At 72.1% G+C, this 12,669-nt stretch carries 17 protein-coding genes and 1 tRNA gene; 7 read left to right on the forward strand and 11 right to left on the reverse strand.

Annotated features, from left to right (window positions below; genetic code table 11):
- Window positions 1–50 precede the first annotated feature (50 nt).
- Window positions 51–124, forward strand: a tRNA-Val gene (locus ACXDC7_RS08795).
- Between the two features lie 27 nt (window positions 125–151).
- Window positions 152–973 (forward strand): alpha/beta fold hydrolase, encoded by an 822-nt coding sequence (locus tag ACXDC7_RS08800; RefSeq protein WP_459221882.1) that lies wholly within the window; start codon window positions 152–154, stop codon window positions 971–973.
- On the opposite strand, the gene ACXDC7_RS08805 is transcribed toward ACXDC7_RS08800, so the two are convergent.
- From ACXDC7_RS08805 to ACXDC7_RS08830, 6 genes are all read right to left on the reverse strand, one after another.
- A complete protein-coding gene (locus ACXDC7_RS08805) occupies window positions 957–1,760 on the reverse strand; it encodes a class I SAM-dependent methyltransferase (protein WP_459221883.1) in 804 nt (267 codons plus the stop codon). The two genes, ACXDC7_RS08800 and ACXDC7_RS08805, sit on opposite strands and share 17 nt — an antisense overlap.
- 51 nt (window positions 1,761–1,811) lie before the next feature.
- On the reverse strand, window positions 1,812–2,459 hold the full coding sequence (gene amaP, locus ACXDC7_RS08810; RefSeq protein ID WP_179443900.1) for an alkaline shock response membrane anchor protein AmaP: 648 nt from the start codon (window positions 2,457–2,459) through the stop codon (window positions 1,812–1,814).
- Window positions 2,460–2,480: 21 nt separating this feature from the next.
- Window positions 2,481–3,038 carry a DUF6286 domain-containing protein gene (locus tag ACXDC7_RS08815; RefSeq protein WP_459221884.1) on the reverse strand — a complete coding sequence of 186 codons (558 nt, stop codon included), beginning with the start codon at window positions 3,036–3,038 and terminating at the stop codon, window positions 2,481–2,483.
- Window positions 3,039–3,050: 12 nt separating this feature from the next.
- Window positions 3,051–3,464 (reverse strand): Asp23/Gls24 family envelope stress response protein, encoded by a 414-nt coding sequence (locus ACXDC7_RS08820; RefSeq protein WP_459221885.1) that lies wholly within the window; start codon window positions 3,462–3,464, stop codon window positions 3,051–3,053.
- The gene (locus ACXDC7_RS08825; protein ID WP_179443897.1) at window positions 3,461–3,643 is read right to left on the reverse strand and encodes a hypothetical protein; all 183 of its coding nucleotides are present in this window, start codon (window positions 3,641–3,643) and stop codon (window positions 3,461–3,463) included. Before ACXDC7_RS08825 ends, ACXDC7_RS08820 begins: the two co-directional genes overlap by 4 nt.
- Window positions 3,644–3,810: 167 nt before the next feature.
- Entirely contained in the window at window positions 3,811–4,332 is a 522-nt protein-coding gene (locus ACXDC7_RS08830; protein ID WP_179443896.1) for an Asp23/Gls24 family envelope stress response protein, read from the reverse strand.
- A gap of 247 nt (window positions 4,333–4,579) precedes the next feature.
- Here ACXDC7_RS08830 and ACXDC7_RS08835 point away from each other — a divergent pair, with 247 nt between their 5' ends.
- The 3 genes from ACXDC7_RS08835 to ACXDC7_RS08845 are packed head-to-tail and all read left to right on the forward strand — an operon-like array spanning window position 4,580 to window position 5,983.
- Window positions 4,580–5,101: an RNA polymerase sigma factor gene (locus tag ACXDC7_RS08835; protein WP_459221886.1), complete on the forward strand. Its 522-nt coding sequence runs from the start codon at window positions 4,580–4,582 to the stop codon at window positions 5,099–5,101.
- Window positions 5,092–5,670, forward strand: a complete 579-nt coding sequence (locus ACXDC7_RS08840; protein WP_459221887.1) for a hypothetical protein — start codon at window positions 5,092–5,094, stop codon at window positions 5,668–5,670. The genes ACXDC7_RS08835 and ACXDC7_RS08840 overlap by 10 nt, the downstream gene beginning before the upstream one ends.
- Entirely contained in the window at window positions 5,657–5,983 is a 327-nt protein-coding gene (locus ACXDC7_RS08845; RefSeq protein WP_459221888.1) for a hypothetical protein, read from the forward strand. The genes ACXDC7_RS08840 and ACXDC7_RS08845 overlap by 14 nt, the downstream gene beginning before the upstream one ends.
- Window positions 5,984–5,995: 12 nt before the next feature.
- On the opposite strand, the gene ACXDC7_RS08850 is transcribed toward ACXDC7_RS08845, so the two are convergent.
- The 3 genes from ACXDC7_RS08850 to ACXDC7_RS08860 are packed head-to-tail and all read right to left on the reverse strand — an operon-like array spanning window position 5,996 to window position 8,832.
- Complete coding sequence (locus tag ACXDC7_RS08850; protein ID WP_179443892.1) at window positions 5,996–6,451, reverse strand: MaoC family dehydratase; 456 nt, start codon at window positions 6,449–6,451, stop codon at window positions 5,996–5,998.
- Window positions 6,452–6,454: 3 nt separating this feature from the next.
- Window positions 6,455–7,672, reverse strand: a complete 1,218-nt coding sequence (locus tag ACXDC7_RS08855; protein ID WP_343045825.1) for an acetyl-CoA C-acetyltransferase — start codon at window positions 7,670–7,672, stop codon at window positions 6,455–6,457.
- The gene (locus tag ACXDC7_RS08860; RefSeq protein ID WP_179443891.1) at window positions 7,669–8,832 is read right to left on the reverse strand and encodes an acyl-CoA dehydrogenase family protein; all 1,164 of its coding nucleotides are present in this window, start codon (window positions 8,830–8,832) and stop codon (window positions 7,669–7,671) included. The genes ACXDC7_RS08855 and ACXDC7_RS08860 overlap by 4 nt, the downstream gene beginning before the upstream one ends.
- Window positions 8,833–8,949: 117 nt before the next feature.
- On the opposite strand from ACXDC7_RS08860, the gene ACXDC7_RS08865 reads away from it, so the two are divergent.
- Both ACXDC7_RS08865 and ACXDC7_RS08870 read left to right on the forward strand, forming a co-directional pair.
- The gene (locus ACXDC7_RS08865; RefSeq protein ID WP_459221889.1) at window positions 8,950–9,864 is read left to right on the forward strand and encodes a LysR family transcriptional regulator; all 915 of its coding nucleotides are present in this window, start codon (window positions 8,950–8,952) and stop codon (window positions 9,862–9,864) included.
- A gap of 77 nt (window positions 9,865–9,941) precedes the next feature.
- Entirely contained in the window at window positions 9,942–10,784 is an 843-nt protein-coding gene (locus ACXDC7_RS08870) for an alpha/beta fold hydrolase (RefSeq protein ID WP_459221890.1), read from the forward strand.
- A gap of 22 nt (window positions 10,785–10,806) precedes the next feature.
- On the opposite strand, the gene ACXDC7_RS08875 is transcribed toward ACXDC7_RS08870, so the two are convergent.
- Together ACXDC7_RS08875 and ACXDC7_RS08880 are read right to left on the reverse strand one after the other, a co-directional pair.
- The gene (locus ACXDC7_RS08875; RefSeq protein ID WP_179443888.1) at window positions 10,807–11,583 is read right to left on the reverse strand and encodes a CoA-transferase subunit beta; all 777 of its coding nucleotides are present in this window, start codon (window positions 11,581–11,583) and stop codon (window positions 10,807–10,809) included.
- Entirely contained in the window at window positions 11,580–12,551 is a 972-nt protein-coding gene (locus ACXDC7_RS08880; RefSeq protein WP_179443887.1) for a CoA transferase subunit A, read from the reverse strand. Before ACXDC7_RS08880 ends, ACXDC7_RS08875 begins: the two co-directional genes overlap by 4 nt.
- Window positions 12,552–12,669: the final 118 nt, after the last annotated feature.

The raw sequence follows: 12,669 nt of genomic DNA on the forward strand, positions 1-12,669 counted from the left end.
ATGATCCGCTGTCCGTCCGCGCCGTCGCGGTCGCATCGAGGGCGGGCACGGGGCGCATAGCTCAGTTGGTCAGAGCATCTGCCTTACAAGCAGAGGGTCGGCGGTTCGAGCCCGTCTGCGCCCACCGGATCGGCCGAGAGGGGACCGCGAGGTGCGCGAGGACCTGACCGGTACGCCGATCGCTGCCTACCAGCTCTCGCCGAGCGGCCCGGCGCGCGGCGATGTGGTGCTCTGTCATGGCACGCCCTGGTCGTCGCGGGTCTGGCTGCCCGTCGCCCAGCGGCTGGCCCGCGATCACCGGGTCTGGTTGTGGGACATGCCGGGCTACGGGCAGTCGATCATGGACCCGGCGTACCCGGTTGATCTGGTCCGGCAGGGCCGACGCTTCGCCGGGCTGCTGAGCAACTGGGGAGTGCGACGCCCGCATGTGGTCGCCCACGACATCGGCGGCGCGGTCGCCCTGGGTGCGCATCTGCTCGGCGGCGCCGACTTCGCCAGCCTGTTCCTGCTGGACGTCGTCACCCTGGAGCCCTGGGGCTCGCCGTTCTTCTCGCTGGTCGCCGAGCACGACGACGTCTTTGCGCGGCTGCCGCCGGCGCTGCACGCCGCGCTGGTGGTCGAGTACATCGCGGGCGCCAGCAACCACCGGCTCGACGCCGAGCGCACAGCCGAACTCGCGGCGCCGTGGCTCACCGAGGCCGGCCGGCCCGCGTTCTATCGCCAGATCGCCCAACTACGGCCGGCCGACACCCGACCGCTGGCCGAGCGGCTGGGGGAGGTACGCTGCCGGACCGGCATCGGCTGGGGCGCGGAGGACCCGTGGATCGATGTCGAACAGGCCTTCCGCCTGCACGCGGCGATCCCGGGATCGACCGCGCCGGTGATCTTCGACGGGCTGGGGCATCTCGCTCCGATGGAGGATCCCGACGCCGTCGCCACCGCCATCCGCCACTGGCTCAGCGCGCAGGGCTGACCGGCGGCGCCGCGAGCAGCCGCCCGTGCGGCATGATCAACACCGCATCCGGGTCTGCGGCCCAGGCCAACCACGCCTGCGCGATCGCCGCCAGGTCGTCGCGGTCGGCCAGACCCTCGGCCAGCGCCTGGTCGGCGATCGCCGAGTGCCGGATCCGTTCGGCCCAGTGCTCGCCCCACCAGCTCCGGTCCGCCGGGTCGGCGAAGACCCAGACATCGGCGGAGTAGGCCACCTCCGACAACCCGGCCCCGTGCGCCCAGGCGAGCAGCCGGCGGCCGGCATCGGGTTCGGAGCCATTGCGGCGCGCCACGGCCTGGAACAGGTCCTGCCAGGCATCGAGGCCGGGTAGCTCGGGGAACCATGTCCAGCCGTGATAGTCGACCTCGCGAACGGCGACGATCCCGCCGGGCCGGCATACGCGGCCCATCTCCCGCAGCGCGGCAACCGGATCGGGCAGGTGGTGCAGCAGTTGATGGGCGTGCACCACGTCGAACGCGTCGTCCGGCAGGTCCAGGTCCTGGGCGTCGGAGACCACGAACTCGCCAGCCAGGCCACGCTCGGCGAAGGTCCGGCGAGTCAGGTCGAGCGCCGATTCGGAGACCTCCACTGCGGTCACCGAGGCGACCCGGTCCGCGAGATCGGCCGTGATGGTGCCGGGACCGGAGCCGATGTCCAGCAGCCGCATCGAGGGATCGAGCCGATCGAGCAGGTGGCCCACGGAGTTCTCGGCGGTCCGCCACCGGTGCGAGCGCAGCACCGTCTCGTGATGCCCGTGCGTGTAGGTCATGATCGCAGGCTAGGCCGGGCCGCGCCCGACCCAGCCTGCGGGTCTCGCCAGTCAGGATGCGGCGAGCTGCTCTCCCCGGGACAGGGTGATGGCGCCCTCGGAGCGGGTGCTCCCCGTGGCGTCCACGAAGACCCGCAGGTCGGCGACCCGACCGCCGAGGGAGGTGGCCAGATCGCTCACCGGGCCGGTCTCGAGGGCCTCCAGGACCCGGCGCACATCGGCCAGCTCGTTCACCGACACGCGGACCTCGACCACCGGTTCGGTCGACATGCCGCGGACGGTGACCGAGGAACCGACCACGCCGGGGATGTCCTCGATGCCCTCGGCGACCGCCGACTCCAGCGCGCCGGTGTCGACGACGGTGGTGCCCCTGGCGGGATCGGTCGTCAGCCGGAACGGCTTGGCGGGGATCGGGCGGGGGAACTGCGCGATCAGCCAGACCAGGCCGAGCAGGAACAGCACGACGCCGACCGCGGCGACGCCTCGCCAGGCCCACAGCGGGACCTGACCGTCACCGACCAGCTTGGTGTTCGGGTCGGCCGGCGCAATGGGTGCCAGGCCGACCGCCTGGAGTGCGGGATTGGCCAGCCCGAGGGCGATGGCGCCGGCGACCAGGCCGCCGAGCACGGCGAGCAGGCCGATCACGAAAAGCCAGAACCGATTGGGTCCGCTGGGACCGTTACGACGCGGAACAGCCATGATCAACTCCTCGAATCCGGGTCACGCCGTCCGGCGTGCCGTGGTGGAAACCTTGGGGGTGCGGACGAAACCGATCCCGTCCAGGCGCTCCTGCACCTGCTCGGTGACCGCGGTGCGAACCGCCGTCGGATCGGCCGCGGCTGTCTTGACGCTGAGCCGGACCGAACGCGCACCGGCGCTGACCGATACCCCGTCGACGCCGTCGATCTGCGCGGCGCGGGCGCCGGAGATACGGGCGAGGGCGGAGCGCGCCAGGGCAACGTCGCTGCTGGCGATCGCCTCCGGGTCCTGTGGCGGCCTGACCGCCAGGGCGGAGGTCGCGCCCGGCTTCACGGCGAGCACGATCAGCAGTAGGCCGAGCAGGACGGCCAGCACGGAAGCGACGATGATGCTCGGTGAGAACCAGCTCGTGTCCTGTAGCCGCTGGGGCAGCCAGGCCAGCCAGCTCGGCAGGTTCCGGGTGATCGAGGCCTCGATGCCGGCCCAGGCGGCGACAAAGCCGAGCCCGGCCAGCAGCACGGCCACGATGATCGCGGGGGTACGCCGTTGCGCGTGCCTGATCATGGAAGAGCGTGCCATGTGATCATCTCCTCAACGAAGGTGCCGGGCGACCCCGGTGTCGGCGCGGGACAGCCAGGCGACATCGATGTCCACCCGGTCGACGGTGATGCCGACCTGGCGCTCGACCTGGTCGTGCACGTGGGCGCGGACCGCGTCGGTGGTCTCGCGCAGCGGCGCGGGATAGGCAACCCCGCAGGTGACGGCGATCGTCGCGGAGTCACCGCGCAGGTCCACCGAGACCTTGGGCCGGGCGTCGAAGTCGCGGCGGGCTCCGATGCCCAGGAATCCGCCCGAGGTGCCGCCCGCGGCGGAGACCTCGCTGGCGGCCTGGGAGGCGATCTTCTCCACGACTCGTCGATCGATCCGCAGCCGCCCGCGGTCGGCCGCGGGGATCTGCGAGGCTGCGCTGTTGTCGACGTCCACGCGGGGGTCGACGACGGTCATCGCCGATCGCCCGCCCGGCCGGTGAGCTGGGAGACGTCGATCCGGCCCGAGACGACCTGGGCCACCAGCCAACCGACAGCCCCGCCGATCGCGGTGATCAACAACGGCACGAAGCCGGCAATGATCGCGATGGCGCCGAGGGCCATACCCACGATGATCGCGAACTGGGTGTTGTTCATCTGCTTCTCCTCGACTTGTGCCACCAGCGGTGGCCGAACGGGAATGGGCCCCCGAAAACTGTGGAATCGGAACTGGTGAGATTCTTGCGGATTGGCGCGGCCGCGGGATGCCGGGACACGGTACGGGGGGCTTCGTGCCCCGGCACGCCCTCAGGCCGGCCCGCAGGTCACTGCAGTTCCGGACGGTCCTTCTTGTCGCCACCGCCGTTGCCGGCGGAGTCGTCGCTGGCGTCCTCCGGGAGCTGCACGTCGGTGACGTTGATGTTGACCTCGATCACCTCGAGGCCGGTGCCGAACTCGACGGCCTTGATCACGGCGTCGCGCAGGTTCTGTGCGACATCGGCGATCGGGTAGCCGTACTCGGTGATGATGGTCATGTCGACCGCGGCCTGGCGCTCGCCCTTCTCGACGCTCACCCCGCCGGTGACATTGGTCTGCGAGCCGGGGATGCGCTCGGCGATGGCGTTCAGGGTGCGGCGCGCCGCATTGCCCATGGCGTAGACGCCCTCGACCTCGCGGGCAGCGAGGCCGGCCAGCTTGGCGACGACCTGATCGGCGATCGTGGTGTCGCCCTGCTCGGTGTGCAGAGCGTCGAGCTGCTTGGACTCGGCACGCGCGACCTCGTTGCCGCCGGTGGAGGTGCTCGTGCCGGCGGGCTTGTCGGTGGACTTGGTGGTCGGGTTGGTCATGATGGGTTCCTTTCCGCAACCGTTGGGCTTGCACTGTTGAAGACGCCGGTACGCGGGAATCCTCACGCGCCGATGCGTGTGATCTATGTCACAAAACCTTCGGAGAGCGGATCGTGGCATATTTGGGGCCGTGTCGACATCGTCACCCGTGCGTGAGGCGTCCGCGCCTGATGCACGAACCGAGCCCGGAGATCCGCTCGCCGGGCAGGACGACGCAACGCTGGTGGCCCGGTCGCGGGATGGCGATGTGGCCGCATTCGAGGCGCTGGTGGATCGCTACCAGGGGCCGATCTTCCGGCACGCGCTGCGGATGCTCGGCGATCGCGCGGAGGCCGAGGACGTCACCCAGGACAGCCTGGTCGCGACGTGGCGCCGCCTGGACCAGTTGAACGAGCCCGCGCACTTCCGGGCATGGCTCTACCGCGGCGCCACTCACCGCTGCCTCGACCAGTTGCGTCAGCGTGCGCGGACGCCGGCACCGGAGTCGCTCGATGCGCCGGATCCGGCCGGGCGTACCCTGCTCGACGCCGAGGCCGCGGACGGCCCCGGGCCGGAGGGCGCGGCCGTGCACGGGGCACAGTGGCAGGCGCTCGCGGTGCTGGTCCGCGAGCTGCCGCCGAATCAGCGTGCGTGCTGGATCCTGCGCGAACTGGACGGGTTCGGTTACGCCGAGATCGCGCGCATCGTCCGGACGACGGAGGGCGGCGTACGCGGGCAACTCGCCCGCGCCCGCGCGTCGCTGGCGAAAGGAATGGCCGAATGGAGATGAGGGCACCTCGGACGGCCGATGCCGCCGGCACGCTCGCCTGCGGGCGCACGCTCGAACAGGTGTGGGCCGGCCTGGACCGACCGCCCGACGAGCACGAGCGGGACTGCCCGGAATGTGGCCGGGCCCGGGAGAGTCTGCGTGAGATTCACGAAGTGGCGGCGCAGTGGCGCGACAGCGCGGATTCCGATCCGGAGCAGCACCCGGACGTGGCGGTGAAGGCGTCGATCATGCACGTGGTCCGCTCGGAGCTGCGTGGTGGCCGGCGGTTGCCGCTGCGGCGGACCGAGTTCGGCGAGATCCGGATTCGCGAGGCCGCGATCGCCCAGCTCGCCCGTGACGGCGCCTCGACCATCGCCGGGGTCCGACCCCGCGGGTGCACGGTGGGCGGGCTGGCCGAGCCCGGGGAGCCGCTGCGGCTGCGGATCGGCCTCTCGGTCGCCGCCCGTGAGTTGAGCCCCGGGCTGGTCGAGCGGATCCGAGCGGCGGTCATCGCCCGGCTGGAGCGCGATCTGGGACTACCGGGAGCGGTGGTCGATCTGAGCGTGGAGGACGTCCATGACGACGAGTGAGTTGGACCCGGGGGCGCTTGCCGACCTGATCGCCGACGAGTTGCGCGCGACGCCCGGCGTGGTCCGGCTGCACCCGAATCCGCGCGCCGTGCTGCGCGGGCTCGCCCGAAAGGCCCTCGGGGACGGTGAGACGGTCGAGGTCGACCTGCGGGTCGTCAATGGCCGCGCCATCGTCAACGCCGACGTGGTCGTCGCCGCCGGGCGGGTACCGATCGAGGTGGTCGCCGAAGCCCAGCGCCGGGCGGCCGCGGCGCTCGGGGCGACGGCCCGCGAGCTCGAGGTCGATGTCTGCATCACCGCCCGTGAGCAGTGACGGAGCGCAGCGTCAGGGAATGATCAGCATGATCATCTCGGCCACACAGGCCGGGCGATCGCTGCCTTCCAGCTCGATGGTGTATTCGGTGATCAACTGGATGCCCTTCTCCAGCCGATTCACCTCTGCGGCGCGAGCGTGGGCGCGGATCCGGCCACCGGCCGGGACCGGGGTCATGAAGCGCACCTTGTTCAGCCCGTAATTGATCTTCGCCGAGCCGAAGTCGATGGCGCTGATCTGTGCGCCCAGCACCGGGATCATGGAAAGGGTGAGGAAGCCGTGTGCGATCGGCCCACCGAACGGGCCGGCATTCGCCCGCTCGATGTCGACGTGGATCCACTGGTGATCACCGGTGGCGTCGGCGAACTGATTGATCCGCTCCTGGGTCACCTCCACCCAGTCGCTGGTGCCGAGCTCCGCACCGGCCAGCGCCTCCAGCTCCTCCGCCGAGTTGATCTTGCGTACCATCCGTCACTCCACCCTTTCGAAGATCGCTGCGAGGCCTTGTCCGCCTCCGATGCACATCGTAACCAGACCACGGCGAGCGCCCGTCCGGTTGAGTTCGCGCGCCAGGTGACCGGTCATCCGGGCCCCGGTGGCGCCGACCGGGTGTCCGAGCGAGATGCCCGAACCGTGCACATTGGTGCGCTCGCGGTCGGTCTCGGTGAAACCCCACTCGGTCATCACCGCGAGTGCCTGTGCCGCGAACGCCTCGTTCAACTCGATCAGGTCGATGTCGGCCAGACCGAGCCCGGCTCGTTCCAGCGCGGCGGCGGTGGCCGGGACCGGCCCGATCCCCATCCGAGCGGGCTCGACCCCCGCCACGGCCCAGGAGACCAGCCGCGCCAGCGGCTGCAACCCGAGACGCTCGGCATGCTCGCGCGTCGTCACGATCACCAGCGCCGCGGCGTCGTTCTGGCCGCTGGCGTTGCCGGCGGTGACCGTCGCCTCGGGGTCGTCGGCGAGCAGGATCGGGCGCAGCTTGGCCAGCGCCTCCAGCGAGGCGTCCGCGCGCGGGTGCTCGTCGATCTCGACCGTGACCTCGCCCTTGCGGGTGGCGAAGCGGACGGGAATGATCTCGTCGTCGAACAGGCCGGCGCGCTGGGCGGCGACCGCGCGTCGGTGCGATTCGAGCGCGAGCTCGTCCTGCGCCTCGCGGCTGATCCGGTACTCGCGCCGCAGGTTCTCCGCCGTCTCCAACATTCCGCCCGGCACGGGGAAGTTCTTCCCGCCCGCGGTCACCCGCCCGCGGCCCAGCCCGTCGCGCATCGTGGTGTCGCCGGCGCGCGTACCCCAACGCATGTCGAGGGTGTAGAACGGCGCATTGCTCATGGACTCCGTGCCGCCCGCCAGCACCAGACGGGAACCGCCGGTCGCGATCTGTCCCGCGGCCGTGAGAATCGCCTGCAACCCCGAGCCACACCTGCGGTCCAGTTGCTGCCCGGTCGTGGTGATCGGCAGGCCGGCGTCGAGCGCCACCACCCGCCCGATCGCCGGCGCCTCGTTGGTCGGGTTGCAGTTGCCGAGGATCACCTCGTCCACCTCGGCCGGGTCGAGCTCCGTGCGCTCAATCAGCCCGCGCAGCAGCCCGCTCGCCAGGTCGGCGGCCGAGACGGGCCGCAGGCTCCCGCCGAAACCACCGACCGGTGTGCGGTAGGGCGCGGCGATCACGATCTCGGGGTTGGTCACGATCTTCCCTTCGGTTCGGCGTGGCGGCGCAGCAGTTGGCGAGCCACGATCACGCGCTGGATCTCGCTGGTGCCCTCGTAGAGGCGCAGCAGCCGGGCGTCGCGGTAGAAGCGTTCTGCGGCCGACTCGCGCAGATAGCCGGAGCCGCCGTGGATCTGCACCGCCCGGTCGGCCACCCGTCCGGCCATCTCGGTGCACCACAGCTTCGCCGCGGACGGCGCCAGCCGCGTGTCGGTGCCGGCATCGAACTCGCGGGCGGCGGCCAGCACCATCGCCCGGCCGGCGTATGCCTCGGTCGCGCAGTCGGCGAGCATCGCCTGGACGAGCTGGAAGTCGGCGATCGGCGTACCGCCCTGCCGGGTCACCAGTGCGTGCCGCGTGGACTCCTCGATCAGCCGGTCCGCCATGCCGACCGCGATGCCGGCCATGTGCAACCGGCCCTTGGCCAGCGAGCGCATGGCCGCGGCGAAGCCGTCGTTCTCGCGGCCGCCGACCAATGCGTCCGCGCCGACCCGGACGGAGTCGAACCAGACCTCGGCGGTGTGCGCGCCGCGCTGGCCCATCTTCTGGTCCGACGGCCCGACCGACAGGCCCGGGGTGTCGCGGGGGACCGCGAAGACCGAGATGGAGCGGTTGCCGTCGGCGGGATCGCCGGTGCGCGCGAACACCAGGAACACGTCGGCGACATCGGCATTGGTGATGAACCGCTTGGCCCCGTTGATCAGATAGCCGTCGCCGTCGCGCACCGCCTTGGTGGTCAGGCCGGACGGGTCGGAGCCGGCCTCGGGCTCGGTCAGCGCGAAGGCGCCGATCACCTCGCCGGCCGCCATCCCCGGCAGCCAGCGCTCCTGCTGTTGCGGCGTGCCGAAGTTGACCAGCACCTGGCCTGCGATCCCGTTGTTGGTCCCGAACATCGAACGGAAGGCGATCGGGCCGCGGCCCAGCTCGATGGCGAGCCGCACCTCCTCGGTCATCGAAAGGTCCAGGCCGCCGTGGCGCTCCGGCAGCGCGTAGCCGAACAGGCCCATGTCGGCGGCCTTGCGGCGCAGCCGATCGGGAACCCGGTCGGTCTCCTCGATCTCACGCTCGGCGGGGATCACCTCGGAGTCGAGCAGGTCGCGAACCGTCGCGAGCACCGCATCGAACTCCGCCGTCTCCATCGACCATCCCCTCCGTTGACGGGTCCGATCCTCCGTCGGCCGATTGCTAACCGTCAAGCTGGAAAATGCCATGGAATTGATACTCACCGAGCATCAAACTGTGCGAGCATCGGCGGGATGGACGTCGCCCAGCTCCGCGCGTTCCTCGCGGTCGCCGAGGAACTGCACTTCGGCCGCGCCGCCGAGCGGCTGCACATCGCCCAGCCGCCGCTCAGCCGGATGATCCGCCAGCTCGAGCGCGGGGTGGGCGCCCAGCTCTTCGATCGGACCACCCGGCGGGTCTCGCTGACCGCTCAGGGCGCGGCCCTGGTCGAGCCCGCGCGAGCGGTGCTCGCCGCGCTGGACGCCGCCCGGCTGGCGGTCCGCTCGGCCGGGGAGGGCGAGGTCGGCACCGTCCGGATCAGTTTCACCGGCCCGTCCACGCAGCACCTGATCAGCCGGCTCGCCCGGGCCGTGCGCAACCGTCACCCGGGGATCGACCTCGTGCTGCAGTCCCACACGTATGGCGCCGAGGCGGTCGGCCTGATCCTCGCCGGCCGGCTCGACCTGGCGCTCCTGATGACGCCGGGGCCGCCGCCCGGGATGGCCGCCAGGCCGATGCGCCGCGGCCGGTTCGTGGTCGTATTGCCCGACTCCCATCCGCTCGCCGGGCGGGCTGAGCTGGCGATGGCCGAGCTCGCCGAGGAGCCGTGGGTGGCCTTCCCGCCGTCGGCCGGCTCGGTGCTGCGCGAGGAGTTCGTCCGGCTGGCCGCCGACCGCGGCTTCGTGCCCCGGATCGTGCAGGAGGCGCCCGACACCTGGAGCAAGATCGCGCTCGTCGCCTCGGGTGTGGGGATCACGCTGAACACCGATCTCGCGCTGGACGCGATGGGCCGCGACGGGATCGTGGTCGTCCCGCTCGCCGACGACGTCGAGGCCTCACCCACCCAGCTCATCTGGCGCGAGGCCGATCCCAATCCGGCGCTGCGCCGGGTGCTCGCGCTGAGCGCCGATCTCGCCGATCCGGCCGCCGCCGCGCCGCGGGGCCGCTGACCGTCGCCGATCCGGTGCCGCAGGGTCGAGGCGCGGACCGGGAGCGCGGCCCGGCCGCGACGCGGAACAATGTGGCCATGCCCTTCCTCGATCTTCCGCTGTCCCGCGTGCACTACCTCGATCTCCCCGCGACCGGCGAACAGCTCGGCACCGTCGTGGCGCTGCACGGATTCACCTGCGATCACCGGCTGATGACCGGCGCGTTCGAGCCGGTGTTCGCCCGGCACCCGGGCTGGCGGCGGCTCTACCTCGACCTGCCGGGCCACGGTCTGAGCACCGCGACCGCGGAGTTGTCCGGCACCGACGACGTTCGCGCCGTCGTCTCGGCAGCATTGGGGCGGCTGGTGCCGGGCGGGGTGGTCGCGCTGGCCGGGCAGTCCTACGGCGGCTACCTCGCCCAGGGCCTGCTCGCCGCCGAGCCCGAGCGGTACGCCGGTGTGTGTCTGGTCGCGCCGGCGGTGCTCGCGGAGGCTGCCGCGCGAGACCTTCCCGAGCACCGCGTCATCGCGGAGCGCGCCGAGGGGATCGAGATCGTCGACGGTTCGGCGTTCGCGCTCGGCGTGGTCCGGACGCCCGAGACCTTCGTCCGCACCGCCCTGGAGGTCCAGGCGGGCATCGACAGCGGGGATCAGGACGTCCTCGCGCGCATCGCGGCCGCGTATCGCGGTGCGTGGGAGGGCTCGGTGCCCGCGTACGCCGGCCCGGGGCTCGTCGTGACCGCCCGGCAGGACGCCGTCGTCGGGTACGCCGACCAGTTCGCGCTCACCCGCGGCTGGCCGCGTACCACCTTCGCCGCGCTCGACCGCGCCGGCCACAACCTGCAGATCGAGCAGGCGGGCGTCTTCGACGCGCTGGCCGGCGACTGGCTGGCCCGGGTGGAGGAGGCGCTCGCCTCCGCCGATCGGCCCGGGCCCGCCTGACCGCGGCGGGCCGCCCGGGCCCTCAGCGCAGGTAGAGCCGCACGGTGTCGATCTCCTCGCGGAGCAGCCGCACGTCCTCGTCGGTCGGCGGGGTGGTCTCGGTCAGGTCGGCGGCGACCCGGAGCGGCCAGCCGGTGGCGCGCACCACGTCGTCGGGGTCGACGCCCGGATGCACGCTGGCCAGCTCGAGCTCGGCGAACCGGTCCGGGCGGCGCAGCACGCCGAGCGGGGTGATCACCGTGCTCACGCCGGCCCCCTGCGGCAGCGCGAAGCCCTCGCGCTCCGCGGCCTCGCGCGCGCGGACCGGGCTGGCCGAGGTGCAGAAGTCGAGCTCGGCCGGCATCGCGTCGGGGTCGTGGCGGCGGATCACCACGATCACCCGGCGCGAGTTCGCCATCACGTCCGCGGCGCCGCCCGCGCCGGGCAGGCGTACCCGCGGCTTGGCCCAGTCGCCGATCACGGTGGTGTTCAGCGAGCCGTAGCGGTCGATCTGCGCCGCACCGAGGAAGCCCACGTCGACATAGCCGCCGCCGAGCACGGCGCCGAACAGCGCCGGGATGCCGATCACCGACTCCGCCCCGGAGACCAGCGTGAAGTCGGCGATGCCCTCGGCCATCGTCTCCGGGTGCGCGCCGCACACCCCGGACTCATAGATCAGCTCGAGGTCGGGATTGATCGTGCGCTTGGCGAGATCGACGGCCAGCGTGGGCAGGCCGATCCCGGCGAAGACGCGGTGCTCGCCCGCCAGTTCGCGCGAGGCGACGGTGGCCAGGAACTCCGGCCCGACCTTCGTGCTCATGCCGCGCCCCCGTTCCGGGGGGTACGCCCGTAGTCGACCGGCGCCGCCGGCCGCGGGTCGAGCCGCACGCTCGCCCAGCGCTCCTCGCCGAGTCGCTGCACGTACGCCGCCCGGTCCACCACGCCGTGCACCCACTCGTCGAGCCAGGCGAGCAGCCGCGAGCGATCCTTCGAGATCGCCTCCCACTCGCGGTAGAAGGCGTTGTCGCGCTGGTAGTAGCCCTGCACGTACGACGGGTGCGCGCCGCGGGGGACCGGCACCACCGCGGTGACGGCGTGGGCAGGGATCAGCGTCCGGTTGGGGTCGCTGCGCACGACCTCGGGCTCGACGATCTCCTCGACGGTGACGATCGTGCGCCGCCCGGCGTAGGCGGCCTCCGGCTGGATGCCGGTGATGCCCCACAGCTGCACGTTGCCCAGCCGGTCGGCGCGCTGGGCGTGGAGGATCGTGACGTCGGGCCTGATCGGCGGCACCACCGCCACCCGGCCGCCGCCGTAGGGATCCTCGACGCTGCGCAGCATCGGGTTCACCTCGAACAGGTCCGAGCCGACGCCCGAATGCACCGGCAGGAACGGCGCGCCGGTCGCGCCGGCGGAGTAGCGCGCGGCCATCTGGCCGTGGGTCCACTCCTCGACCTCCAGCGGGCGTGGGTCGTGGTGCTGGATGCGCCGGCGTACCTCGTGCAGCGAGCCGGCCGAGCCGCTGGCGAAGAAGGACGCGACGAGCCGGTCGACGCAGTCGGCCGCGATCAACTGGTCCGCGATCAGGTCCGGCGTCATCCGGACCAGCGTCAGCCCGCGGCGGCCCTGGCGGATGATCTCGTGCGCCGCGGCGAACGGGATCAGGTGGCCGAAGCCCTCCGGGCAGATGGTGTCGCCGTCGTGGACATGGGCCGCGATGGCGGCATCCAGCTCCATCACCTTGTCCCTCGGCGCGGCCTCCGGCGGGCCTGCGGTCTGCGTGGTCATCGGTTGCCTCCTTTGGCGCAGGTACAGCGTCGCCGCCCCCACCGATGCCGAGCAAGTGCCAGATCGGAAAACGATTACCGCCGGTTCGGGTAACAATCGAGCCGCGGCCCACGGCGGC

The organism is Naumannella huperziae (assembly GCF_054073625.1).

What these genes read in the sequence shown, in the direction of transcription:
- ACXDC7_RS08870 (WP_459221890.1), top strand. Translation starts at nt 9,942, where the DNA reads ATGCCCTTCCTCGATCTTCCGCTGTCCCGCGTGCACTACCTCGATCTC.
- ACXDC7_RS08845 (WP_459221888.1), top strand. Translation starts at nt 5,657, where the DNA reads ATGACGACGAGTGAGTTGGACCCGGGGGCGCTTGCCGACCTGATCGCC.
- ACXDC7_RS08880 (WP_179443887.1), bottom strand. Translation starts at nt 12,551, where the DNA reads ATGACCACGCAGACCGCAGGCCCGCCGGAGGCCGCGCCGAGGGACAAG.
- ACXDC7_RS08865 (WP_459221889.1), top strand. Translation starts at nt 8,950, where the DNA reads ATGGACGTCGCCCAGCTCCGCGCGTTCCTCGCGGTCGCCGAGGAACTG.
- ACXDC7_RS08875 (WP_179443888.1), bottom strand. Translation starts at nt 11,583, where the DNA reads ATGAGCACGAAGGTCGGGCCGGAGTTCCTGGCCACCGTCGCCTCGCGC.
- ACXDC7_RS08820 (WP_459221885.1), bottom strand. Translation starts at nt 3,464, where the DNA reads ATGACCGTCGTCGACCCCCGCGTGGACGTCGACAACAGCGCAGCCTCG.
- ACXDC7_RS08825 (WP_179443897.1), bottom strand. Translation starts at nt 3,643, where the DNA reads ATGAACAACACCCAGTTCGCGATCATCGTGGGTATGGCCCTCGGCGCC.
- amaP (WP_179443900.1), bottom strand. Translation starts at nt 2,459, where the DNA reads ATGGCTGTTCCGCGTCGTAACGGTCCCAGCGGACCCAATCGGTTCTGG.
- ACXDC7_RS08805 (WP_459221883.1), bottom strand. Translation starts at nt 1,760, where the DNA reads ATGACCTACACGCACGGGCATCACGAGACGGTGCTGCGCTCGCACCGG.
- ACXDC7_RS08815 (WP_459221884.1), bottom strand. Translation starts at nt 3,038, where the DNA reads ATGGCACGCTCTTCCATGATCAGGCACGCGCAACGGCGTACCCCCGCG.
- ACXDC7_RS08840 (WP_459221887.1), top strand. Translation starts at nt 5,092, where the DNA reads ATGGAGATGAGGGCACCTCGGACGGCCGATGCCGCCGGCACGCTCGCC.
- ACXDC7_RS08850 (WP_179443892.1), bottom strand. Translation starts at nt 6,451, where the DNA reads ATGGTACGCAAGATCAACTCGGCGGAGGAGCTGGAGGCGCTGGCCGGT.
- ACXDC7_RS08830 (WP_179443896.1), bottom strand. Translation starts at nt 4,332, where the DNA reads ATGACCAACCCGACCACCAAGTCCACCGACAAGCCCGCCGGCACGAGC.
- ACXDC7_RS08860 (WP_179443891.1), bottom strand. Translation starts at nt 8,832, where the DNA reads ATGGAGACGGCGGAGTTCGATGCGGTGCTCGCGACGGTTCGCGACCTG.